The 25,870-nt window shown below is 42.5% G+C and carries 20 protein-coding genes; 6 read left to right on the top strand and 14 right to left on the bottom strand.

Annotation, left to right across the window (positions count from 1 at the left end; genetic code table 11):
* The first annotated feature begins 82 nt into the window (after positions 1–82).
* Positions 83–1,081 (top strand): adenosine kinase, encoded by a 999-nt coding sequence (locus tag B5D77_RS00665; protein WP_106908079.1) that lies wholly within the window; start codon positions 83–85, stop codon positions 1,079–1,081.
* Positions 1,082–1,506: 425 nt separating this feature from the next.
* Here B5D77_RS00665 and B5D77_RS00655 read toward each other — a convergent pair whose 3' ends face one another.
* From B5D77_RS00655 to B5D77_RS00585, 14 genes are all read right to left on the bottom strand, one after another.
* Entirely contained in the window at positions 1,507–1,881 is a 375-nt protein-coding gene (locus B5D77_RS00655) for a DUF5615 family PIN-like protein (protein WP_106908077.1), read from the bottom strand.
* Positions 1,865–2,107 carry a DUF433 domain-containing protein gene (locus tag B5D77_RS00650; protein WP_002790012.1) on the bottom strand — a complete coding sequence of 81 codons (243 nt, stop codon included), beginning with the start codon at positions 2,105–2,107 and terminating at the stop codon, positions 1,865–1,867. The genes B5D77_RS00655 and B5D77_RS00650 overlap by 17 nt, the downstream gene beginning before the upstream one ends.
* A gap of 299 nt (positions 2,108–2,406) precedes the next feature.
* The gene (locus tag B5D77_RS00645) at positions 2,407–3,006 is read right to left on the bottom strand and encodes a hypothetical protein (protein ID WP_371515143.1); all 600 of its coding nucleotides are present in this window, start codon (positions 3,004–3,006) and stop codon (positions 2,407–2,409) included.
* 212 nt (positions 3,007–3,218) lie between these two features.
* Positions 3,219–3,683, bottom strand: a complete 465-nt coding sequence (locus B5D77_RS00640; RefSeq protein WP_106908075.1) for a hypothetical protein — start codon at positions 3,681–3,683, stop codon at positions 3,219–3,221.
* Between the two features lie 376 nt (positions 3,684–4,059).
* Positions 4,060–4,332 (bottom strand): hypothetical protein, encoded by a 273-nt coding sequence (locus B5D77_RS26825; protein WP_043998982.1) that lies wholly within the window; start codon positions 4,330–4,332, stop codon positions 4,060–4,062.
* Positions 4,329–4,556 (bottom strand): hypothetical protein, encoded by a 228-nt coding sequence (locus tag B5D77_RS00625; protein WP_002758339.1) that lies wholly within the window; start codon positions 4,554–4,556, stop codon positions 4,329–4,331. The genes B5D77_RS26825 and B5D77_RS00625 overlap by 4 nt, the downstream gene beginning before the upstream one ends.
* A 446-nt stretch (positions 4,557–5,002) precedes the next feature.
* The gene (locus B5D77_RS00620) at positions 5,003–5,407 is read right to left on the bottom strand and encodes an ACP S-malonyltransferase (RefSeq protein WP_106908074.1); all 405 of its coding nucleotides are present in this window, start codon (positions 5,405–5,407) and stop codon (positions 5,003–5,005) included.
* A complete protein-coding gene (locus B5D77_RS00615) occupies positions 5,386–5,769 on the bottom strand; it encodes a DUF433 domain-containing protein (RefSeq protein ID WP_106908073.1) in 384 nt (127 codons plus the stop codon). The genes B5D77_RS00620 and B5D77_RS00615 overlap by 22 nt, the downstream gene beginning before the upstream one ends.
* Before the next feature lie 376 nt (positions 5,770–6,145).
* Positions 6,146–7,093, bottom strand: coding sequence for a hypothetical protein (locus B5D77_RS26425; RefSeq protein WP_216643794.1), 948 nt, complete (start codon positions 7,091–7,093; stop codon positions 6,146–6,148).
* Positions 7,094–7,359: 266 nt separating this feature from the next.
* The gene (locus B5D77_RS00605) at positions 7,360–8,793 is read right to left on the bottom strand and encodes a hypothetical protein (RefSeq protein WP_106908072.1); all 1,434 of its coding nucleotides are present in this window, start codon (positions 8,791–8,793) and stop codon (positions 7,360–7,362) included.
* Positions 8,794–9,154: 361 nt separating this feature from the next.
* The gene (locus B5D77_RS00600) at positions 9,155–9,619 is read right to left on the bottom strand and encodes a DUF29 domain-containing protein (RefSeq protein WP_106908071.1); all 465 of its coding nucleotides are present in this window, start codon (positions 9,617–9,619) and stop codon (positions 9,155–9,157) included.
* Between the two features lie 16 nt (positions 9,620–9,635).
* The gene (locus B5D77_RS00595) at positions 9,636–10,094 is read right to left on the bottom strand and encodes a DUF29 domain-containing protein (RefSeq protein ID WP_008201832.1); all 459 of its coding nucleotides are present in this window, start codon (positions 10,092–10,094) and stop codon (positions 9,636–9,638) included.
* Between the two features lie 43 nt (positions 10,095–10,137).
* A complete protein-coding gene (gene msrP, locus B5D77_RS00590) occupies positions 10,138–11,121 on the bottom strand; it encodes a protein-methionine-sulfoxide reductase catalytic subunit MsrP (RefSeq protein WP_008201833.1) in 984 nt (327 codons plus the stop codon).
* Positions 11,122–11,206: 85 nt separating this feature from the next.
* Positions 11,207–12,592 carry a cytochrome P450 gene (locus B5D77_RS00585; protein WP_039900028.1) on the bottom strand — a complete coding sequence of 462 codons (1,386 nt, stop codon included), beginning with the start codon at positions 12,590–12,592 and terminating at the stop codon, positions 11,207–11,209.
* A gap of 382 nt (positions 12,593–12,974) precedes the next feature.
* Between B5D77_RS00585 and B5D77_RS00580 the strand changes: the two genes are divergently transcribed.
* The 5 genes from B5D77_RS00580 (at position 12,975) to B5D77_RS00555 (ending at position 25,842) form a co-directional block, all read left to right on the top strand.
* Positions 12,975–13,730, top strand: coding sequence for a TVP38/TMEM64 family protein (locus tag B5D77_RS00580; protein WP_008201837.1), 756 nt, complete (start codon positions 12,975–12,977; stop codon positions 13,728–13,730).
* A gap of 186 nt (positions 13,731–13,916) precedes the next feature.
* Positions 13,917–15,464 (top strand): mercuric reductase, encoded by a 1,548-nt coding sequence (locus tag B5D77_RS00575; RefSeq protein ID WP_106908070.1) that lies wholly within the window; start codon positions 13,917–13,919, stop codon positions 15,462–15,464.
* Positions 15,465–16,075: 611 nt separating this feature from the next.
* Positions 16,076–17,398, top strand: coding sequence for an AAA-like domain-containing protein (locus B5D77_RS00565; protein WP_008201841.1), 1,323 nt, complete (start codon positions 16,076–16,078; stop codon positions 17,396–17,398).
* A 462-nt stretch (positions 17,399–17,860) separates the two neighbouring features.
* On the top strand, positions 17,861–19,693 hold the full coding sequence (locus tag B5D77_RS00560) for a carotenoid oxygenase family protein (protein WP_106908069.1): 1,833 nt from the start codon (positions 17,861–17,863) through the stop codon (positions 19,691–19,693).
* The gene (locus B5D77_RS00555; protein ID WP_106908068.1) at positions 19,690–25,842 is read left to right on the top strand and encodes an AAA family ATPase; all 6,153 of its coding nucleotides are present in this window, start codon (positions 19,690–19,692) and stop codon (positions 25,840–25,842) included. The genes B5D77_RS00560 and B5D77_RS00555 overlap by 4 nt, the downstream gene beginning before the upstream one ends.
* Positions 25,843–25,870: the final 28 nt, after the last annotated feature.

Genomic DNA, 25,870 nt, shown 5'->3' with positions numbered 1-25,870 from the left:
CTGGCTGAAAAAAGCCCCTAGCTTTTTGCTCCTTATTTCCCTACTATCAATAACAAAGTATTTTTAGGCGATCGACTAAATTATGGGCAAACAATACAACGTTTATGGGATCGGTAACGCGCTCGTCGATATGGAATTTCAAGTCTCTCCTGAATTACTGCAAGAATTAGGCATCGATAAAGGAGTGATGACGCTGGTGGACGAAAATCGTCAAACCCAGTTGATGGAAAAATTGGCTCTTGATTGTAAACGCAGCGGTGGCGGATCGGCGGCGAATACCCTAGTAGCGATCGCTCAGTTGGGGGGTAGAGGTTTCTATTCCTGTAAAGTGGGCAATGACGAATTAGGTAAGTTTTATCTACAAGATCTGCGGGCCTGTGGTTTGCATACCAATGAACACGGCGGCGAAAAAGAGGTGGGAATCACGGGAAAATGTCTAGTTTTTGTGACTCCCGATGCCGATCGCACCATGAATACTTTTCTCGGCATCACTGGGGAAATTTCCGAACGGGAATTAGTACCTTCAGCGATCGCTAATGCCGATTATCTCTATCTCGAAGGTTATCTCGTCACCTCTCCCACTGCCAAAGCTGCCGCTATTAAAGGGCGAGAAATTGCTCAGGCTGCTGGAGTGAAAACCGCTTTATCCCTGTCGGATCCCAATATGGCGATCTTCTTCCGGGAGGGATTACTGGAAATGATCGGAACGGGGTTAGATTTAGTTTTCGCTAATGAGTCGGAAGCTTTGACTATTTCCGGCAGCGAGGAAATTGAGTCAGCGATCGCCTATTTTAAAACCATTGCCAAAGGATTCGCTATCACCCGGGGTGCCAGTGGTTCTTTGATCTATGATGGCGAAAATCTCCTGGAAATTGACCCCCATCCCGTACAGGCGATCGATACCGTCGGCGCGGGGGATATGTATGCAGGTGCTTTTCTCTACGGCATTACCCACGGTATGGGTTACAAAGGGGCGGGAAATCTCGCTTCTCTAGCGGCTGCCCGGGTAGTTTCTACTTTTGGGGCGCGTTTACAAACCGAGGAAATTCAATCCCTGCGCGATTTGATCGTTTTGGGATAGGTTTTGTCAGTGATCAGCTTTCAGTCATCGGGAGTTAGGTTTTTTCTCTCTGCTCCCTGCTCATAGACAGTCTTAACGAGTAATTTAGATAGGGTTTGCTGAATAAATTTGAAATGTAGGCAAAGTAAGGGTTTTGGGGCTTTTCTCGCGAAACAGGTGCCAGATTTTGAGAGAATCGTCGTTCAAAACCTTGCGTCTTCATCGGCCCGCGTCCTGTAGGGGCGAAGCATTCGGGCAATAACCTATCGGTGAAAACGTAGATTTTCTATCCGAATGCTTCGCCCGTACTTATTCAGCAGACCCTAGATAGTCATACTAAATCCTGTTTAAAAGTTATAGGAGAGTGGGGAGAAGGGAGCGGGTTTTTTTAAGTGGGATTGGGGGTTAATCATGGTATTAAAAACCGATTCAGTATAACGTTTCCGTTAGACATCAGACACTAATGGTAAACGACGAATACGAATACGGCTTGGCTCAACCGTAATGGCTGCTCCTTGTTCTAAATCCTCCTCGCACTCAGCGATTACTGTCAACAAAAGATTCGTAAGTGCTTGGGCGCGTAATCTTTCAACCCGAATGCGAATGACTGAAGGAGTATTCGCCACATCAAGTGCCAGCAATGTATGGAAATCCGCATCGAGAGTAGCAACAACCCGTCCCTCGTCTCTAGCCCTTTGGATAATGTCTGAGTCTTCAGCTTCAGACATCCCTATTTGGCCAACATGAATAGTGTCGATCCCAGCATCACATAATAAAGTTGCCGCAGAAAGCGGTACTCCCTGATCAAGCAACAGCTTCATAGCGATTAGGAAGTTCAATGATGCGATCATCCAAGTAAGAAGAGGCAAAAATTAGGGCTTGTCGAATATCTTCATCCTCCAGTTCGGGAAACTCTTGATGTAATTCTGCTCGATCGGGATAAGTTGCCAGTAGCTCAATCACTCGACGAACCGTAAGGCGAAGATTACGAATGCAGGGTTGCCCATTCATACGGTTTGGATGGCTCGTAATACGATCTAGTTTCATTAGAGTAATTCTATTTCTTCATGATCATTCTAACCTTTAGCGGGGTAAGCAATGCCTGAAAAACATCCTCCACATATCCATTCTCCGTCATCAGATAAACCGTCACCCATACTATCCTTATATCACGTCCAAAAGCCTGTTAGCCAGATTAGCCCACACCACACTTTAACCCACAGCTTCAATCAATGGGCATGGTGCGTTCCCCAAAATCGATCGCTGGAGCAGTAGCACTTGCATTAGGGAACGCACCCTACCATATCGGCGATCGCACTGAATACGGTCGGTGTGCAACAGTATTGTTAGCCTTTCGGTCGAACTATCAATTGCAGCAATCTATAAAGCCATCCAACCACATCAGGAAGAATTTGCTCCCAAAGTTTCTTAAAAACTTCAGCAATCAATTGCCGAGTTTTTTTAAAGGAAAGTATGAGAACTACAATTGATATTGAAATTCCTAGTAAGAAGCTATTAAGCGGACTTGAAAACAATTTATGAATAAAGTTAACAACTTGATTAAAGCTAAAATTACCTCCGATTCCCTCAGATTCTGGTTTAGAGTAATTTTGCTTTAAGAATTTAATTTTGTCCAATACTTTAGAGGAATTGAGCGTTTTCTCATTGATAAGATATATTAGCTTACTCTGTCCAGCTTTGACTACAAGACCGTAACTTTGATCCTTCAGGTACTTGGGATATACATCGTAATTATCTTTAAGATCACTATCTTGCTCCAAAATACCTTTTAATATAATGTAGTCGCTACCATAAGCTCCTAATAAATCCCTCTTTAATGCAGCAATCGCTTCAGGTCGAGACTGATAATATTCAAGACTTTCATATCTTTTGTCTCTAACAAGCCAATCAGAAGTAGTGGTTCCTGAGACTACTCCAACCTTCAAATTTCCCAACCCTTCCTCATTTTCAGAAACTTTTCCAAGGTTATCCTTTTTTGCTAATAAGCTTATGCCTGTACTAAAAAACGGATCTGAAAATTCAACTTCCGTATTATAAGTACCTAAGCAAAATTAATTACACATATCTAACCCCGCTCTTGCCTATTGCCTTTTGCCTCTTGCCTATCTTCACTAGGAAATTAATTTTGCACGACTACTTATTGAATTGAATTTGCACCACACTCAACATCTATCAAACCTTTTATGACACCATCAAATCTCTTACCTTGAGATAAATTGACAACATCAGTCTTAGTAAGAGAAATGGCATTGACTTTGCTATCTATTTCTAGAGGAGAAAGATTTGGATTTTTCCGAAATTCTGATTTTAGATGGTCTTTCAGGTCTGCAAAAATTTGATCGGCAAAAGTATTACAGAATCCATTGTAGGCTTTTGAAGTAGGAGAAACTGAATTTGGATCTATAAAGCTGATTGGATATGATTGTACTCTTAATCCAATCCTTAGCTCATTTTTTCTTCCGTCAATAAAATCTTTGATTATATCAGCACTTGGATTTGTTTGTGCCAGTAAAGTATTGTCAATAAATGAGTGAGCAATGATACAAAACAAAACTGTTAAAATTAAAACTCTTGAGAATTTAAAATGTATGGCTTTAAGCATGAGTCAATAGTTAGTGTATCGGTAAAAATGACTTTCTAGAGTATCTCGCTCAGATGAATAGTCCTCAGCGCGTTACCCTGCTAAAACTTGAAGGCTAACTACATATTATAGGTCAACTTTCCGTACAACACTCTCTGGGGTAACGATATGAGTCAACCTTCTGTATATCACCCCATTTAGGCGCGATTGCCAGAACTTTTCCCTATATCACCCCCAAAAGCGTGTTAGCCAGATTAGCTTACTGCAAACAATCTCCTTTAAGGAAAATTATCACAAAAGCTTTGCGTAATTATAGCAAAGATTCTTAGATATGACTGCACTTTATCACAAAATTTCACTATTATTTCGGGTGCGGTGATTTGTTATGTTTCTTGGTTCACAACTTCTTTAACAATTTGTCATACTCTGCGTGAGAGCCTATCCAAAACCAAACAATTACATTCTTACTCTTGATTCTTCCTAGCGCTCTCCAACCTATACCGACTCTGATTGACCAGATCTGGTCTTCTTGATTGACCTCCTTAAATTCTAAGCTTGGATGGCTTGGGTTATCTTGCCATAACTTGTAATTTTTTCTGGCTGTTCTTTTCACTCTGTCTGGTAGCTGTTGAAATAAGCCGACGAAATCTGGATTTAGTTCCGACTTCATAGCTCATCAAATCCCATTTCTTCAGTCTGTCCGTTTTCTGAATCCGCAATAGCTTTCTGAGCAAGTTCTTTGAGAATTAAGCTGTCTTGGGGTTTAGATAATGTTTCTTGCCATTTGATTTCATTTTCGATGTCTTCAATAAACTGCTCTGCCAGTTCGTCTTGAATTGCTTCTGGTAGTTCTTGAGCTTTTTGTACAGCTTTACTTAGAAGTGTTGATAACATTTCTTCTCTTCTCTTGAAAACATAACTACATATTATAGGTCAACTTTCTCTATAACACTCTCTGGGGTAACGATATGGGTCAACCTTCTGTATATCACTTCATTTAGGCGCAATCGCCAGAAGTTTTCCCTTTATCACCCCCAAAAGCCTGTTAGCTAGACTAGCATATTGCCAAAAACCTTGGTTAACTAAATTTCTGACAATTAGGCTTATTCTAGCGATGATTCCTCTGTCTGACCGCCCCCTTGACAAAAATTTATAATTATTCGACCTTTAGCGATCGCTATCGGGGGATAGTTGTTTTTTGTTACAGCAGTGGGGAGAAGGGAGCGGGTTTTTCAAGTTGGATTGGGAGTTAATCATGCTATTAAAAACCGATTCAGTATAACGAACCCGTTATGCCGTGTCCCTACAGATAGACTTCAACGGCTCTAGCATTCGGCGCGTCACGGAATGAAAATGCGTCTTGCGCCTTGATAATCTTCAATATCAACTACAATATCAACCAAACGGTTAACGCAACGCTCTCGATAATCTGGCTCGGCAAGTAGTCGCTCAATATTACCGATTGTCACGACGGGTAATGATGTGGGGGTATTTTCCTCCCGCATCACTTGCCCCAGGGAATCTTTGCCTTTCATGCTTCGGTTAGCGGTGATCAGGATCATCTGATTGGCTTGGGCATACCGCCAAACAACACGATCATCGCTCGTGACAGCTAACCCAACTTCTTCAAACAGAATAAAACGAATCGAGATCAAGTCAAGCCAACCACTCGCAGCAAGGCCTCCGGCGAGGACAACAGAATGCCCTCGTAAGTTATGATCAACTAGAAAATTCCTGCCCTTGATGCAAACTTGGCTTTTTCCGCTTCAAGTTTTGCTCGAATGGCTTCTGTGCCAGGTTTTGGCGGCTTAGCAGCAATACGGGCAACTCGCTCACGATTTTGCTCTTCATAGTATTGTCGGAGTTCTTCAGCCTCTTTGAGAACTTGCTGGTACTCAGCTTCCACATCCGCACGATGAGCCTCAATATAAGCCAGGGCAGTGTTAATTTGCTCTTCCGTCAGATCAAATAATCCCTGAATGAACTTAGGTGGATATTGAGCAGTCACATAATCCATCACATCATAGAGGGTGATGCGGGTTCCTGCGATTGTCAGTCCTCGCTCTGTACGAATGATAGCGGTTTTTCCATTAGATGCGAGCGTCATAGCCAAAGCCCCCTAAGGGCTGCGTTCACTAACTCGTATTTTATCAAAAATATAAAGTTGCCGCAGAAAAATGCCTGAAAGACATCCCCTACACATCCATTCTCAGTCATCAGATAAACCGTCACCCGTATTATCTTTATATCACGTCCAAAAGCGTGTTAGCCAGATTAGCCCACACCACACTTAAACCCACAGCTTCAATCAATGGGCATGGTGCGTTCCCCAAAAATCGATCGCTGGAGCAGTAGAAGTTGCATTAGGGAACGCACCCTACAAGATCGGCGATCGCGCTTTGCATCCATCATAACCGATCACGTAAGCTTCCGTTCCGATCCAACGAAGTGTTATGCTGCGGCACAAACTCTCTAAAATAATTCTAGAGGGTATCAATAAATTTCTTTAGCTTTGTCAGCACTTCTTTATCTAAACATGTAGACCATCGATATTTATCTTCATTATGCTGGTATCGACTAATCTTTTTCTTAAGGTTTTCCAAGAGTTTTAATAATTCATTTAAGTCTTCTAATGTCCGAACACTTCTGATAACTTTAGCAGTCTTATTGTAATAATTTGCTATTACATATGCTTCTTCTTTTGAAGCATGATGATCTCGATGATACTGACGGATATCATCAGGCATTTTCTCAAAATAAGACGCTAAGCTTCCTAAAAAAGCTAAGTCTAATTCATCTAGTTCATTTTGAACTTCATTAATTAAATTTAATGTAATTGGCTCCTGAGCTACTTCCAAACTAGCATTATGATGAGATAGAGTAATATCTGAATGACTTGGATTGTCTATTTCGGATATTCTGCAACCAAGCTTCATACAAGCCTTTTCAATTACTTCCTGAGCATATCCGTTATGCTCCCACGCGCCCGTTACCGCCCCAGCAACCCCCACAATAAAAAAACCTAAAACAGGAATTTGTTCCAACTTTTTGAACTCGGCGATTTGGTAGCATCTACAATCTCCTGTTGATACTAGCCGTGCCCAATGTTCACAATTGAAGCGATACAGCTCATAATGCCATTTTTCGTGAAATTCTTTCACAGAGACGTGCAAAGCCTTATTAATCTGCGCTCTCTCCAAACAACGTGATTGATCAGGTTGAAAGTGATTCCAATCGATAGACCAAACTGCTATTCGCCCAGTGTCCTTTTCACTCCCAGCCTGAACAGGCTCCCACGCTAGAGACTCCAAATCATTGAGTTGTACTGAGTAATGAAAAATACTAGGGTCACTATGATCGCGATGCTGTAGTAACCGCCCGTAATGCGGATGAGAGGTATTACTGTCAATTAGGGTATAAAGATTTTGCATAACTCAATTACAGGAATTTTGACACATTACCTAATAGTAATAGATTTCCCCAATAATGAACAAGACTTACTTCCATTACCCATAACCCAAGCCGCATAACGGCGAGCGTCACCGGCGGCAGATATGATTGAAACGAAGCCAGAGATTGCCAAGCCGTCCGGTGCACGTAAGGGTTAGCTGCTGATCGTACAACTACCGAGGCTTGAAACAGAATCTAGAGCCTCAGTAGTCATACTTGCTAAGTGTGGAAGCTAAATGTGGAAAAACTATGTAGCCGATTTATCATACAGTTCATTCCAAGGACCGATTATTCCTGATACTTGGCTGCCTGTCCAAACTACAGTAGCTTGTCTATACTGCGTTTTACTTTTCCCATCATTAAAATCATAGTAGGGGCACTCTTGACCAACATTGAGTTTAGTTTTGTCCGATGTCACAGTGAGTGTCCAACTGACGCCAGCACGATTTGCCCAATTAAGCGTAGTATCGTTGGCTTTGCTGATAGTGACGTAATGCCAATCGTTCTTCCCTCCCTGGTCATACAGGTGACACTCATAGTTACCTAAAATCGCATTGTCTACAGTTGGTGGCGTAACAGCCTCGTGGAAATTTGTGTAGTACTCGATCAATTTATTCTTGCGGTCTTCGATCTGCGCATTGATATAGTCGATCAACTTACGCTGTTCATAAATTTTCCAGCCTAAAAAGGCAGTCTCCAGTGCGGCACCTAAAACGGCTAGGCCCTTGACACACTTGACCATTCTCTCAGACTTGAGGGCTAGATCGGCTACCTCGGCAGTGTCCTCAAGAGTTAAGACACCTAGGTTCTCTAACCTCGTAATTTCAGTTGTGAACTTCCTCACCTGGAAAGTAAGACCGAGACCGGTAGCCATGACAGATAAGATGACGGTTTTGATAATAATAGGAGCCAAACCTGATTCTTTCAAGTCGAGAATTATCTTCTGAGCGGCAGGACCTCCATCACCCTTGAGGATGAGTTCAGCAAGCAATTCGTACTTACCGATGATGTCATCAGGTCTCTCTGAAACTTCATAAAAATGAATCAGGTTCTTCTTCAGCTCTTCGACAGTGCCGCTTATTTTAGCCAATCCCAAAAGAGACTGGCGGATGACAGCTTTGTTTCCTGCCACCTCCAACTTAGCAATGTTGACGGAAACCTGATCGGAGGAATCATGGAACACCTTGATATTAGCAAGAGCAGGGTCGTTGTAAGCCTTTAACCCCATGTCACCAATACTCTGTGTGATGGTATTCTCCAAAGCCTTGACTCCTTCCGCTGCACCCTCCGCCGCAACTTCGGCCGCAAGGGCAGTAATGCCCAATCCGATAGCTCCAAAGACGGTCCAAGAAACAGCAACAAGAGCGATCTGAGCAGCAGCCGAAGCAGCCTGCAAAATATCCTCAGCGGCTTGGGCGGCCTCAATTCCCATACGCTCTCTAACACACTCGTCATGAGACTCCATAATCCTAGTTTTGGCAGTTTCCAAGCTAAAGCCCTTAATTGCATCGATGGCTTTGGCCTCAGTAATTAAGTTCTGGAGAAGAGTGTCGAGAGCTCGCTGAATATCATCAACTTTATTGGAGGTGAAGGCTTCTTCGATATTTTTGCGGTCCTTGAGATAGCCTCCTAAGGTGACGTAGGTAAGGAAGACGGTGGTAACTTGTTTGTCTAACGGCATTGTAGATACTCCATGAAGGGTAGATGCTTAATACAACGAACAGCTAACTAGAGATTATACAGAAACTTTCCGTATAACACTCTTGAAAGTAACAATATGCGGAAACTTTCTGTATAACACTCTATTTAGGCGCGATTGCCAGAACTTTTCCCTATATCACACCCAAAAGCGTGTTAGCCAGATTAGCATATTGCCAAAAACCTTGTTTAACTAAATTCCTGACAATTAGTCCTATTCTAGCGATGATTCTTCGATCTCACCGCACCCCTTGACAGAAATTTACAATTATTCGACTTTTAGCGATCGCTATCGGGAGATAGTTGTTTTTTGTTAGAGCAGTATGGAGCAGTCTAACTGATGGCTATATTTCCAGATTATCGCCCGCAGGAAACCAATCTTCATCGAGAATTTGTTCAAGGGAACCAATGGGAATAACGGGGAAAGTATCGAGGGGTAATTGAGAGCGGTCACTGGCATTTTTTCGGGCTGAAAGATAACATTCATCAAAAATTTCCAAAAGATAAAGTTTCAGACTAGGACTATCTTTAAGTTCATCTAATATATCGAGACGAAAAGTTCTAATCTCTCCCTTGCAGTGACCTTCGTTTCTCTCTCTTTCTGCCGCCCAATATTTGAGCTTAAGTAAATGTTCTAATAATCGGGTTAACAGACTTTTAATTGTGCGCTTTTCACTCCTTCCCATACTTGCTAATTCCTCCAGTAAATTCTCTAAATCTACCCGCTCAAACTGTCTGGCTTGCAGTTGATTAATAGTAGTTCTAATCCAGAGATAAAAGTCTTGTTCGTACAGGGTTTTATTGTCCATAATTGACCTCTAGATATTACTCATGGTTATTAGTGGGAAACCAATCTTCATCGAGAATTTGTTCAAGGGAACCAATGGGAATAGGGGGGAAAGTATCAAGAGGTAATTGAGTTCTAACTTGAGCCTCTTTTCTAGCAAATTGATAGCATTCCTCAAAAATTTCCAGAATATAGGGTTTTAAACTAGGGCTATCTTTAATTTCTTCGATTATTTGTCTGCGAAAGTTGAGAATTTCTCCCTTCCAGTGACCCTCATTTCTAGATTTTTCTCCTGTCCAGTAGGTTAGTTTCAGCAAATGTACCAGCAATTGAATCAAAAGATTTTCGATTTTGCGTTTTTCACTCCTTCCCATACTTGCTAACTCCTCCAGTAAATTATCTAAATCTACCCGCTCAAACTGTCTGGCTTGCAGTTGATTAATAGTAGTTCTAATCCAGAGATAAAAGTCTTGTTCGTACAGAGTTTTATTGTCCATAGATACTTAGTTAAACTGAATAAAACGGGGATAATCATCAAAATTAACTATACAAACTAGCCACATATTCACCGTAGCCATTATAGGGCAGAGTTTCGATAATTTCCCAAGATAAATCACTTCTACTGCCGATAAATTTCTCCGTTGCTTGCGACCAACGGGGATGGGGTTTACTGGGGTTAACATTAGCCTCAAAATCGTATTCATGAGCGTCAATTGTGTTCCAGTAGGTGGCGGGTTGTTTGGCGGTAAATTCAATTTTTACTATCGATTTTGCTCCTTTAAAACCGTATTTCCAAGGAATAACCATTCGCAAGGGTGCGCCGTGTTGTTTCGGTAAATCATGTCCGAAAATTCCCACAGCAAAGAAAGCTAATTCGTTGGCCATTTCTTCAATTCTTAAACCTTCTGTATAGGGCCAGGGTAAGGCTCCTAAATGTAATCCTGGCCCCTTGGTAATTTCGGGATCATAAAAGGAGGTAAAACGGACGAATTTAGCTTCTGGTTTTGGTTCCACCGCTGCGATTAAAGCACTCATGGGAAAACCCAGCCAAGGTAACACCATTGACCAAGCTTCCACACAACGAAAACGATAGATTCTTTCTTCGAGAGGGAAGGTTTTTTTTATAGTATCTATATCGTAGGTCTGGGGATTTTTTACCAATCCTCCCACTTCTACCGTCCAGGGATTCGTCGGTAATTTCTGCGCTTTTAACCAGATATTTTTCCCCCCTCCGAACTCATAAAAATTGTTATATCTCCCCGCTACAGTTTCGGCAACTATGGGGCGATTTACCGTTAAAAAATTCGGATTCTTGCTGAACCCTGCAATTTTAGGTAATTGCAAACTTTTTTCTAAAGCTTCCGAGGAGGAGGATTTACCACAAGCGGTTAATAATAGGGAACTACCCGCAATTCCTGACCCGATTAACCCCTGTAAAAAGCGACGACGGTTAAAATAAACACTTTCGGAAGTAACTTCATTTTCGGAAATTTGCCAAGATTTAGCTAAACGAATTAAGACCATAATTATCCCCAATTTTATTGACAAAAAAGCAGAGTTATGACATATGATACCACAACTCTGATTGTACAATAGTTTGTCAGTTTTTTTAAGAAATTTCGGCGAGCATGGGGGCAGTCACCAGAGGTTCCCGTCGTCCTTTTAAGACCATAGGAACTCCTCGCGAGGGAGCAAGGGTGACACCGCGGCGACTGGGTTTTTCGGGGGTATTATTAACTAGAGTTAACTGATAATTAGCCAAAATTGTGGCGATAGCGATTTTCATCTCGTAGATGGCTAAAACTTCCCCGATACAACGACGCGCTCCACCACCAAAAGGCATATATTCGTAGGGGGTGAATTGTTTTTCTAAAAAGCGTTCTGGTTTAAAAGTATGGGAATCGGGGAAAGTTTGCTCCCGGTGGTGAGCTAGATAAATACAACCCATAAGAATTGTCCCTTTTTCTAAAGGATAACCATCTAGTTCTACCGGTTCTTGCACTACTCGCGGAAAAGTTAACATTCCCACGGGATGAATGCGTAAAGTTTCCGAACAAACCGCCGAAAGATAGGGTAATCGAGTTATGTCAATGGGGTTAGGATTATCTCCTAAAGTGGCTATTTCTTGCAGAATTTTTGCTTTAATTTCTGGATAGCGATGCGTCCAGTATAGCACCCAAGACATAGCGGTGGCTGTGGTTTCATGACCAGCGAATAATAAGGTCATTAATTCATCGCGCAATTCCTTATCGCTCATCGGGTTGCCTTCTTCATCCTGGGCCGACATCAGTAGTGATAAAACATCGGTACGATTGGGGTTCGGATTAGCTTTTCTTTCGGCAATTTCTGTATAGATAATATCATCAATTTTTTCTTGGAAACGCTGGTATTTTCCCCAGGGACTCCAAGCACCAAAATCAGCCCGCAAAATTGGGAAAAATAACAAAGAAGCCATCACTGGAGAGTTAAAAATATCGAGCATTTCAGCCAGAATTTTTTTCAGGGTTTGATAACGTTCCCCTTGACTAATTCCAAAAACTGCCTCCATAATTACTTGTAAAGCAATCGCTGTGGTCGCTGAACGGGCTTTAAAAGGTTGATTTTCGGGCAATTCTGCCATTACTCTCAGGGTAATATCGCGGATTAAATCGCCGTAGAAACGCATTCTTTCCCCGTGAAAAGGTGGCAATAAAAGCTGACGACGTTTTTTATGGATGTCCCCGTCTAACATGACGACGGAATAATCACCAATAATCGGGGCAATAATCCGATTGGCTTCCCCCGGGGCCGAGAATTGTTTACGGTCATTAGTTAAAATTTGTTGTAGGGCCGAAGGACTACTGACAAAGATAAAATTATCTACAGTTAAACCCACTTTTGTGCTAAAAATATCGCCATGCTTGCGGGCGGCATTTTCCATAAAAGCTACGGGATTAATGATCCATTGTGCCATTTGCAGGAAGGTAGGGGCTTTGACCTTGGGGAGGATTTTCATAGATTGATTGCTATATCCAATGCTAATTATTTCTAATTGTGACATTTTTTCCCCAGAGACGGCAAGGTGTAATAGGCTGCCCGCGCATTTGAATTGCTTATTGAGATTAGGCAAGAGGCAAGAGGCAAAAGTAAAGGGATTAGGGGAGATTCAGCTAATCTAAGGATAGGCGGTTAAAATGCGTCCTAGCTTATCAGGTAAACAGCAAAAATTATCGGGCTGTTGCTTGTCTTATCTTCTCGGAGAGAGGGGGATTTTCTGGGAATTTTCAGGATTGGCTTTCTGGTCTAAACAATGATAATCGGGGTAGAATAGCCCCAGTTCTATTTAATTCGCTTCTATAGTTCAATCTCTCTTTTTTCATGCCTTATAGGGACTTTTTATGATTATTTCCAAGTTTTTGCCCTTAGGAAAAACTGTGATTATCAGGCATTTACTGTCAATAACTACATTTAGCCTTGTTTTTTTCCTGACTACTCCCCCCGCTTTTGCCCTCGAATCCAGTCCCTCCACAGGTTTTAATCCTCAAACTATTCTTTTCGATGCCTTAACTTGGGTGGATAGTTTGGGAGCCGTAGGAGCGATCGCGTTTATAATTATCTATATTCTAGCTACTGTGGCCTTTTTTCCAGGTTCAATCCTGACTTTAGGGGCTGGTGTGGTTTTTGGCCTGGTTTTAGGCTCTTTTTACGTCTTTATCGGGGCAACTATCGGCGCTACTGCCGCTTTTCTGGTGGGACGTTATCTGGCTAGGGGTTGGGTGGCGGAAAAAATTCAAGGTAATAGTAAATTTCAAGCTATCGATGAAGCTGTGGGGAGAGAAGGCTTAAAAATAGTGCTTTTAACCCGTTTATCTCCCGTATTTCCCTTTAATCTGCTCAATTATGCCTATGGTGTCACCGGGGTTTCCCTGAAAGATTATCTACTAGGTTCCGCGGGCATGATTCCGGGGACGATAATGTATGTTTATATTGGCTCTTTAGCGGGCAATCTTGCCACTATCGGGACCTCGGCACCAGCCACTAACCCAGTTTTACAATGGACTATTCGCCTGAGCGGTTTTATCGCTACCGTTGCTGTCACCCTCTACGTCACAAAAATTGCCCGTCAGGCCCTGACATCAGTTATCAGTGAATAGTAATCATTTATCAGTCAGGGGTTGGGAAAGTGGGGGAATGGGGAAGTGGGGAAGTGGGGAAATTGAACTAAAACCCCAAAACCCAAAACCCCAAAACCTAAAACCTATCTCCCGACTCCTGACTCCTATCTCCTGACTCCCCAAAACGAAAACTTCGTATCTCACCATTAAGATAACTACTTTATTATGTTTCAAAATAGCTCTAGGGAAGTTAATGTTCTCCCAGTGGACGAACATAATCAAAAATTAGTTAATTATGTTCATCCTGCCGATTGGGTCAATCCACAACCCCAAGATTGTTATGATTTAGTCGTCATCGGTGCGGGTACTGCGGGTTTAGTTGTAGCAGCGGGGGCGGCGGGTTTAGATATAGGTTTAAAAGTGGCTTTAGTGGAAAAACATCTCATGGGGGGAGATTGCCTCAATTTCGGTTGTGTTCCTTCTAAATGTCTGATTCGTTCCTCTAGAATTATCGGGGAAATTGAGAAAGCCAAAAAATTAGGAATTGATATTGGGGATACTAGGGTAGATTTTGCCAGAGTCATGACCAGAATGCGGCAAATTCGCGCCGATATTAGTCATCATGATTCGGTGCAACGTTTCCAAAAACTAGGTATCGATGTCTTCTTCGGTAGCGCTCGTTTTTTAGGACAAAATACCGTGGCAGTGGCGGGAAAAACTCTCGCTTATAAAAAAGCCGTCATTGCCACTGGTACTAGGGCCATTCATCCCGATATCCCCGGACTAAAAGAGGCGGGATTTTATACCAATGAAACAATTTTTTCCCTAACAAAATTACCTCCCCGATTAGCTGTTATCGGTGGCGGGCCGATTGGTTGTGAATTAGCCCAAGCTTTTCAACGCTTAGGCACGCAGGTGATTTTATTTCATAATCATTCCCATCTGTTAAATAAAGAAGACCCAGAAGCAGCCGAAATTATTGAGCATACTTTCCTGCGGGAAGGAATGCAGTTAATTCTCTGCTGCCAAATTGAACGGGTCAGAAAAAATGAGCGGGGTAAAACCATTGAATATACTAGCAACGGTCAAGGAGCAACTATCACCGTTGACGAGATTTTAGTCGCTGCCGGCCGGGGGCCTAATCTGTCAGGATTAAATTTAGAAGCAGTGGCCGTGGAATACGATACTCGTCGGGGAGTCAAAGTTAATGATTATCTGCAAACTACTAACCCGAAAATTTATGCTGCTGGAGATATCTGTATGGATTGGAAATTTACCCATGCCGCCGATGCGGCCGCCCGTATTGTGATTAAAAATACCCTCTTTTCTCCCTTCGGTTTCGGACGCTATAAGCTCAGTAATTTAGTTATGCCTTGGGTCACTTATACTGACCCAGAAATTGCCCGTGTCGGCATGGATGAAACCCAGGCACAGGCCCGGGGATTGGCCACTAATACTATTAAAATTCCTTTTAGTATAGTCGATCGAGCTATCGCTGATGGCGAAACGGACGGTTTTTTAAAAATTATTCACAAACAAGGTTCCGACCAAATTTTAGGAGCCACTATCGTCGCCACCCACGCCGGTGAGATGATTTCTGAAATTACCACCGCTATGGTTGCTAAAATCGGACTGAGTAAACTCTCTATTGTTATTCATCCCTACCCCACCCAAGCGGAAGCGATTAAAAAGGCCGCCGATGCCTATCGTCGAACTCTCTTGACTCCTAATAGTAAAAAACTCTTGGAATTGTTGACTAAATTATCCCGTTAAAATCAGTTATCAGTTATCAGTTAAGCTAAGACGCATTTAAAGTGCTTATTCTTAAGATTAGGTAGGTTGCGTAGGACAAACCGAAGAACCATAATTCATAATTCATACTTTCTGCTTTTTGTCAAAAAAACTTTTTTTTTGCAATAAAACTACACAAAAAAAAGATCATCGTTGTGGGTGAAATTGACTGATTTACCCGTCTTAATTCGGATTACCCTGTAGGTGTGGCCAGGGTTTCAACCATTGTTGCCCAAAAAAGCACAGAACAACCCACTATGAAATTCTATCAAATCGCTGTAACCATTGTAAAATCGTTATTAAATAAAAATCTTTCTCAATTAATTCTTAAGAATTTATAAATATTGCGAAATGTTAATTTAAATATTCTCAAGCTTTTGGGGCTAATAGATAATTTTTGCTTATACTTGTCGAAAAATAGAACTCCTGCAAAATCCAACATCTACCATTGGGTTAGAATTCAGTTATCAGTTATCAGTTATCAGTTATCAGTTATCAGTTCACTGAGAAAACTCCCCACACCCCACACCCCACACCCTACACCCCACACCCTACACCCCACACCCTACACCGCAATTCTTGAGAGAGATTCCATGTCGGGCCATCTAAGAGTACAACAACACTGCCTCAATCAAGTCAAATTAGCCGTGAGAAAGCAGGGCTTTAGCAGTCAACGCTCCTTAGCTAAAGAAGCTGAATTTAGTCTGTCTATTGTCAGTAACTTCCTGACTGGTAAACCGGTAGAACAAGCCACTTTTGAACAAATTTGTCGTCGATTATGCCTCGACTGGCAAGAAATAGCCGCCCTGAATTTTCAGCTAAAAACACCCCCTGAAGACAAAATTCCGGTTAATTCGGCAGCCAAGAGCGAAAAATTGGACACATTACCCCCCTATCCCAATGGAGCAGTTCCCCTTGGTTCCCCATTTTATTTAGAACGTCTTCCCCTCGAAGAACAGATAAGGCAGGAAATCAAGAAACCGGGGGCTTTAGTGCGGATAAAAGCTCCCAAAGAAATGGGCAAAACTTCCCTACTTTTGAGAATGCTCGATTTTGCCAAACAGCAAGGCTACCGCACGGTGAGTTTGAACTTAGAACAGGTGGACCAGACGATTTTGGCTGATTTAAACCAGTTTTTGCGCTGGTTGTGTGCCAATGCCGCCCGTCAACTACAGTTAAAACCGCAATTAGATGAGTATTGGGATGAGGATTTAGGCAGCAAGATTAGCTGTACGGTTTACATTCAAGACTATCTCCTGGAATCGATTACCGCCCCCATTGTCCTGGCTCTTGATGAACTTAATCAGATTTTTGAACATCCCCAGGTGGCCAAGGATTTTTTACCGCTGCTGCGTTCTTGGTACGAAGAAGCCAAAACCCTACCTATTTGGCAAAAACTCCGTCTTATCGTCGTCCATTCCACGGAAATTTATGTTCCCCTGCAGCTCAATCAATCCCCCTTTAACGTGGGATTCCCCGCACAGTTAAGTCATTTTAGTCTGGAGGAGGTATTACAATTAGCCCAACGTTATCAACTCACCTGGGAAAATCAGGAAAAAGTCAAACAATTGACGGAGCTAGTGGGAGGACATCCGGCTTTGGTACAAACTGCCCTCTACTATCTCAGTCGGGAGGAAATAACCATGACGCAAATATTAACCAGTGCCACCTCCGTCACGGGGATTTATGCCCATCACCTGCGGCGCCATTGGGCAGTATTAGAACAACAGCCTGAACTAGCAAAAGCCCTCGATCGGGTGATGAGCGCGGTGGAACCCGTACAATTAGACCCAATTCTCGCTTACAAACTCAGCAGTATGGGGCTACTCAAACAATCAGGAGATAAAGTAGTACCAGGCTATGAATTGTATCGACGCTATTTTTTAGAGGTGAAATCCTCTATCATTTATCAGTAAACAGTAATCAGTAATCAGTGAAAGGCAGGGTGTGGGGTGTGGGGAAGTGGGGGGAGTGGGAATTATGAATTATGAATTATGAATTATGGTTCTTCGGTTTGTGTTATGTAATGGACGGGGGTTATAAGAGATGGAACCCTTATAGAGAAAGACATTGGACGATTTTTGTCAATTGTTTTTGATCTAGAGCGAGCTAATCAGTTAAATCTTTTGCCAGATAAGGATTTAGTCGATTTATGCCCCCCTATCGAACCATAACAAGTAACGAAGAGCCTGAATTATGAATTGGGGAGGTGGGGAAGTGGGGAAATTGAACTAAAACCCCAAAACCCCAAAACCCCAACACCTAAAACCTATCTCCTGTCTCCTGCCTCCTAAATACTGGCTCCCGACTCCTATCTCCTGACGACCGACGACCGGCTCCTAACCCCACCAACAAACTTTTTGCCGCAAACCCTACTTATGAATATGTCAATCAAAGATACTGTCCAAAATACTGTCAACGTTAGCAATTTTAGTCGCTCGCAACTCGGTCAACCGGATGAGAACAATTTACATAAAGCAGTTGCCACAATTACTGAGGGACATTGGCCGGAAAATCTGTCGGGATACGTTTTTATCGTCTGTCCTTTCCATAGAAAAAATGACCGTCATTTGTTCTCTGGCGAAGGTGTAATTATTAAATGGGACTTGCAAGGGAAAAATAATCAAGTTAACGTTTACAGTAAAAAACTAAAAACTTGGGATAGTTTTTGGCGAAAAGTTTTACCGATATTTAATATTAGTCAAGCCACTTTTCCCGCTGTAGTCAGCATTTTAGGTTCTTCGGAAATAGCGAATACTGCTATGGTTAAACTAGAAAAAGTTGCCGAAGATAAACAACTAGAAGAAACCAGATTAATCCTCACCGCCGATGCTGGACGTTACTGGGAAGTGGATCCCGTTTCCCTGGATACCATCACTCCGATTGGTTATTTTGACCAACATATTGTTTCCGTGCCTTTGTCTTTTTTCCCAGTCCTAGAAAATACCGCTCACCCCTTCTACGACAAAAAGACCCAAGAATTTATCACCTGTGAATTAAAGCTAAAACTTATATCGGGAGGTATGTTAAAAGATTTAGATAAATCGGTGTATATTGTGCTTTGGGATCAAGAAAAAAAACTTAAACCCTGGAAACTACAGGGAACTATCCTCGATGGTAGCCCCCATTCGGTCATCGTCACCGAAGATTATATCATGATTCCCGATATGCCCTTTCAGATGGGAGTAGCCAAACTATTAGGTATCAGAATCAGACCCGAAGAAACCTATCCGAAAACTCAAATTTATCTGGTTAAACGTCAAGACCTCAAGGAAGAAGAAACCACCGTTCCCTCGCGATTAATTACCTTCAATGGCGACAGTTATCACTTCCTTTGTAGTTACCATAGTACCAACGGTCAAATTCAGATTGTGGCCATCCAAAATGCCACTATTAGTTTAACCGAAGCGATCGAAAAAGACGATATCCAACATTTTACCGGTCAGAGTTATCCCCCCGAATACCACGGCATCCCCTGGATGTTTTCCTTTGACGTCGGAGTGCTACGCAAAGTGGTTATCGAAGATGCCAGGGTGATGAGCGAACAAGCTTTCATCCATCCGGGTTGGTTCTGTACCGGTCTCTACACCGCCGACCCGCGGGAATCGGAACAGGGATACAGTGCCGTTTATCAAATTTATCTCGGTTATGTGCGTGAATTAATCTGTCGTCGTCAGTATATGGATTGTCGCGACCAAAGCAATCGCATCCTCAGGGATGCCGAACTTCCCTGTCATGACTTGCCCTCGGTATTAGCCAAGGTTCCCTTCGATAAAGATTGGAATCAGTTAACTGAACAGATTAGGCAAGAAAAAAATGCCAGTGATACTCATGTATCACATTTAGGTCGGGAACTACTGGATTTTTATGTTTGTCCTGATGGCTATATTTTAGATAGCATTCAGTTTATTCCCCAAGAACGGGCCTATCTATTGACGACGGTTTTAACCCCGACCAAAGTATTAGAAGCTTGGTTATTTAACCCTGACAATCTCAAGGACGGACCGATTGCTAAACTGAGTTTGCCGGAAGATGTTCACTTTGGTTTGACCTTGCATTCCGAGTATTTCGAGCAGGTGGTCCCTTCTCCCCGTCCTTCCGTCTCACAGGTAAATCGATTTCTGTCAGCCTTGCGAAGTCTTGTCTTGGTTCCCGTAGAATTTTTCTTGGGGAGACCCGCAGCCGTTTACAATCGCCAAGTAAAAAAATGATTGTTCTCAAAGGATACGACATTCTTGCCCAGGTTTACGAAAGCGTTAACTCAGAAGTCTATCGGGCGATTCGCACCGTCGATAATCAACCCGTTATCCTCAAAATCCTCAAGCAAGAATATCCCACCACCCAAGAACTAACCCACTACAAACAGGAGTATAAAACCATCTGCGGCCTGAACTTCCAGGGGGCGATTAAAGCCTATGGTTTAGAAACCTACCGCAGAACTCCCGTGATTATTTTGGAAGATTTCGGCGGTATATCCTTAAAAAAATGGCTAGGGGGCAAACCCCTGGCCTTAAGGGACTTTTTAAGCCTTGCACTCCGAATAGTGGCTAATTTAGAGAAAATTCACAACGCCAAGGTTATTCACAAAGATATTAATCCTGCCAATATAGTTATTAACCCCGAAACCGGACAGATTAAAATCATCGATTTTGGTATTGCCACCGTCCTGCAGCGGGAAAATCCGGGGCTAAAAAATCCCAACGTCCTGGAGGGGACTTTAGCCTATATTTCTCCCGAACAAACCGGACGGATGAATCGCAGTCTCGATTACCGCAGCGATTTTTATTCTTTGGGCGTTAGCTTCTACGAACTTCTCACCGGACAATTACCTTTTCGGGCTAACGATGCTTTGGAATTAGTTCACTGTCATCTGGCAAAGCAACCCTTGCAGGTTAATAGTCTCGTCAAGGAGGAAATTCCCCCGGTGGTGGAGGCAATCATCAGGAAACTGATGGCTAAAACCCCAGAGGAACGATACCAAAGTGCCTACGGTATTCGGGCAGATTTAGAAGAATGTTTAAGACAACTAGAAAAAACGGGTAAAATTGAGGATTTTGTCATCGCTAGGCAAGATCTAGCCAATCAGTTCCAAATTCCCCAAAAACTCTACGGTAGGGAGGCAGAAATCGCCACTCTTCTCGCCGCTTTTCAACGGGTAGCCACCGCGGATAAAAACTCCTCTCACACCGAACTGATGCTAGTTACCGGTTATTCTGGCATGGGTAAAACCACCCTGGTTAAGGAAATTTATCAGCCAATTACTGAAAAACGCGGCTTTTTTATCTCCGGTAAATTTGACCAATTTCAGCGCGATACTCCCTATGCTGCCGTGGTTAGTGCTTTGACTAATCTCGTCAAGCAACTTTTGGGGGAAAGTCAGCCACAACTGGAACTATGGCGACAAAAACTCCTCAAGTCTTTGGGGACGAATGCACGGGTGATTATTGATGTGATTCCCGAACTAGAATTAATTATCAGCCCGCAACCAGAGGTGTTACAATTAGGAGCGATCGCTACTCAAAATCGCTTTAATTTAGTCTTTAAAAATTTTATTCGGGTCTTTTGTTCCCCGGAACATCCCCTGGTCATCTTTCTCGATGATTTGCAATGGGCAGACTTGGCTAGTCTCCAGTTAATAGAATTAATTATGCTCGATGGCGATATGGACTATTTATTTTTAATTGGCTCCTATCGCAGTAACGAAATTAATTCCACCCATCCCCTAACCACTACTCTCGATAAATTAGAGCAGGGGGGCATAATTATCAATCAAGTTATTTTAAAACCTCTGGGTCTTGAACAGGTCAATCATTTAATTGCTGACACCTTAAATCATTCTCTTGATTATGTGCAATCTTTGTCCGCTTTAGTCTGGCAAAAAACCCACGGGAATCCTTTTTTTGTCAATGAATTTCTCAAAACTATCTACTGGGAAAATTTGCTGTTTTTCCAACCGGGGCAGGAAACAACCACTAAAACCGACAATAATAGGGGCTATTGGCAATGGCATCTCGGTCAAATTCAAAGGATTGGCAGTACCGATAATCTGATTCAATTTATGATGGGCAAAATGCAGAAATTGCCCCCCGAAACTCAGGAAATTTTAAGTTTAGCAGCTTGTCTTGGCTCAGAATTTAATCTAAATATTCTAGCAGTAATATCTGAAAAATCACCTCTAAAACTTTTACCAATTTTAACTTCTAGTAGCGAAGCTGGTTTAATTATTCCCCTCTCAGAATTAGATGAACAATTACTGATTCAAGAATATAAATTTGCTCATGATCGCATTCAGCAAGGAGCTTACGCTCTCATCGAAGACAGCCAAAAATCTTTAATTCATTTAAAAATTGGTCGCCTACTTTGGCATCATAATGCCACCAACGAATTATCGGAAAAGATTTTTAAAATAGTCGATCATTTCAATCTTGGTTATCAACTAATTAGCGAGGAAAAAGAACGAGATTCAGTGGCTAACTTGAATTTACTAGCAGCTCAAAAAGCCAAAGCCGCCAATGCCCAAACTGGAGCCTTAAAATATATTAAAATCGCTCAAAAACTTCTCAAAAAATCAAGCTGGAAAAATAACTATCAACTGACTTTAAATATTTATTCTGAAGCCACAGAAATCGCCTATTTAAGTGGGGATTTTGAGCAGATGCATCGCTGGGCTAATCTCGTACTAAAACAGGCAAAAACCACCCTAGATAAAGTAAAAGTTTATGAAGTAATCATCGAAGCTTATCACGCCCAAAATCAAGAACTAAAAGCGGTACAAATTGGCTTATCTGTCCTCAAAAGCTTAGATTTCGAGATTCCTGAATCCTTACAATCATCAGATATCCAGGAAGAAATGAATAAAACTCGGCAAAAATTAGCGGGTAAAAATATCGAAGATTTAAGTAATTTACCGCCGATAAGTGAGCAAGAAAAATTAGCAATAATGAAGATAGCGGCTGCTATATTTTCTCCTGTTTTTATTGCCGCCCCTCATATCTTACCCATCCTAGTATCAAAACAGATTAACTTATCAATTCAGTACGGCAACAGTTATCTAGCGGCCTTTACTTATGTTAATTATGGCTTAATTCTTTGTGGTCTTTTAGAAGATTGGGAAACGGGTTATCAATTTGGAAAATTGGCTTTAAACATTGCTGATAAATTTCATGCCAAAGCCCTGATGCCGAAAATAATTGCCGTCTTTTCCACCACTATTAGTATCTGGAAAGAACCGATTAAAAATTCCCTGTCTTTGTTAAAATCTTCCTATCAAACTGGTTTAGAAATGGGGGATCTCTACTACGGAACAACCTGCGCCTATCTTTACTGTTTTCATTCCGCCTTTATCGGACAGGAATTAACCGAATTAGCCCAAGAAATAGCTAACTATGATCTGGCTTTTGTTAAACTCAAACAAGAAAACACCCGCAACTATCTAAAAATCTACGGACAAACAGTTTTAAATCTGCTGGGGCGCTCGGAAAATCCCAGTCGTTTACAAGGACAATACTATCAAGAGACTGTTATGTTACCGTACCATCTAGAGGCTAATGATCTCTATGGTCTCTGTGCTTTATTTGTCAACAAATTATACCTTTGTTATCTATTTGGACAGTACGAACAAGCCACTGAAAATGCTAACCAAGCTCAAAAATATCTAGGGGGAGCCACCGCCACTTTCTTGATTTCTCTGCATAATTTCTATGATTCCCTCGCCCATTTAGCTATTTATAATCATCTGGATAATGACCAAAAACAACAGGTCTTAGAACGAGTGACGAATAATCAGAAAAAGCTGCGGGAATGGGCTAATCAAGCACCCCAGAACTATCTCCATAAATTTTATTTAGTGCAAGCGGAAAAGGATCGGGTGCAGCAATCCTACCTAGAAGCCATAGAAAACTACGATCTAGCCATCGCTAAAGCCAAGGAAAATGAATACATTAATGAAGAAGCACTAGCTAACGAACTAGCGGCGAAATTCTATCTCGATTGGGGTAAAGTAAAAATTGGCAAAACTTACATCAATGAAGCTGCTTATCTCTATTCTCTTTGGGGAGCAACCGCTAAAGTCAAAGATATAGAAAGCCGCTATTCTCAGTTAATGGTCAATAATTATGGTGCCAATTCCCTGACCGAAACCACGAGAACTACCACCAGAAAAAATTCAGTTAGTCATGCGGGAGAACTGTTAGATTTAGCCACGATTATGAAGGCATCCCAAGCCATTTCTAGCGAGATAGTTTTAGATCAATTACTCGCCACCCTAATGAAAATTCTCATCGAAAATGCCGGGGCGCAGCTGGGCTATCTTATCCTAGAAAGCGGCGGACAACTATTGATCGAAGCCTCCGGTTCGGTGCAGGAAGATGGGGTGACAGTCTTTAAATCTAATGCCATCGAAGAACATCTTCCCGTCTCAATTATTAACTATGTAGCCCGAAGCGGTCAAACCGTGCTTAATAACGATGCCGCCCATCAGGGCAATTTTAGCAACGATCCCTATATTAAAACCCATCAAACCAAATCGCTACTCTGTTCCCCCCTCCTCGACCAAGGACAACTGCGGGGAATTGTCTATCTAGAAAATAATCTCACCGTTGGGGCCTTTACCCAAGAAAGATTGGAAGTGCTGCAACTGCTCTCCAGCCAAGCAGCGATCGCAATTACTAACGCCAAACTCTACGCCGAAATCAAAGCCAAACAGAGACAACTAGCGCAATTTTTGGAAGCCATGCCGGTGGGGGTATTTGTCCTCGATGCTGGCAGTCAACCCTATTATGCCAATCAAACCGCCCAGGAGATTTTAGGAAAAGAGATAGTTAATATCACCACGGCTAATCAGTTGGGGAAAACCTATCAGTTATATCAAGCTGGAACCGAGCGATTGTATCCCACAGAATACCATCCGATTGTCCGAGCTTTAAGGGGGGAAAAAAACACGGTGGATGATATAGAAGTTCACCAAGGAGAGAAGATTATCCCCCTAGAAGTGTATGCCACGCCCGTTTTTAACGAAAAAGGCGAAATTATCTATGCTATCGCCGCTTTTACCGATATTACCGAACGAAAACAGGCGGAAGCGGAACGGATTCGCTTTACCCAAGAATTAGCCGAGTATAGCCGCACCCTAGAACAGAAAGTGCAGGAACGCACCCTGGAACTCAGCCAAACCCTAGAAATTCTCAAGGCCACCCAAGCAGAATTACTGTTTGAAAATCAACTGCTCAGAACTACCGAAGAATCTAGCACCTTTGACTACCAAGTGGGGGGCAGTTTACCCATGGATGCCCCCACCTACGTGGTTCGCGCCGCCGACCGTTATCTCTATAAAGCCCTCAAACGCGGCGATTTTTGCTATGTTCTCAATCCCCGTCAAATGGGTAAGTCTAGTTTAATGGTACGCATGATCGATCACCTCCAACACGAGGGTATCTGTTGCGCTCCCATTGATTTAACCCGTATCGGCAGTGAAAATGTCACTCCCGACCAATGGTACAAGGGGATAGCCTTCGAGTTAGGACGACGTTTTGGCCTGCTCAAAAGGGTCAATCTCAAAGCTTGGTGGCAAGAACGGGAAGATGTCTCGGCAGTGCAGCGCTTGGGGGAATTTATCGAAGAAGTGTTATTGCTGGAAGTGGGGATAGTAGAAGGTTCTCCCCCGAAACCAATTGCGATTTTTATCGATGAAATTGATAGCGTTTTGGGCTTAAATTTTGCGGTTAATGACTTTTTTGCCCTGATTCGTTCCTGCTATAACCAGCGTGGTTTTAACCCGCTCTATCGGCGTTTGACCTTCGCTTTCTTCGGTGTTGTCACCCCCTCCGATTTAATTACTGACCACCAAATCACTCCTTTTAATATCGGTCATTCCATTCAATTGGAGGGTTTTAAGGAACACGAAGCCCAGCCTTTACTGCGGGGATTGGCCGAGAAATTTAGTAACCCACAAACTGTCTTAAAAGAAGTCTTTGCCTGGACAAACGGTCAACCTTTTCTGACCCAAAAACTCTGTCAGTTAATTCGCACCGCCACCTCGCCGATTCCCCCCAATGGTGAAGCCCCCTGGATTGAGGACTTGGTACAAAAGAAGATCATTGACAATTGGGAGGCTCAGGATGAACCGGAACATCTGCGGACTATTCGCGATCGGCTTCTCAACAGTCACCGCTCCCAGTTGCTCCTAAGACTCTATGAACGGATTTTAAGGGAAAAAGAGGTAATTTCCGAGGATAGCCCCCCAGAAAAAGAGTTACTTTTATCGGGGTTAGTGATCAAAGACCAGGGCTGGCTGCGGGTCCATAATCCCATTTATCAAGGGATTTTTAACCTCCATTGGCTGGCCCGGGCAAAATCAACCTAATACTCAATCCTGTTTAAAAGGTATAGGA

Source organism: Microcystis sp. MC19 (assembly GCF_003019735.1).
GTDB lineage: Bacteria > Cyanobacteriota > Cyanobacteriia > Cyanobacteriales > Microcystaceae > Microcystis.
Note: the sequence above shows the minus strand (reverse complement) of the source record. Positions and strands in the feature narration are given on the sequence as shown.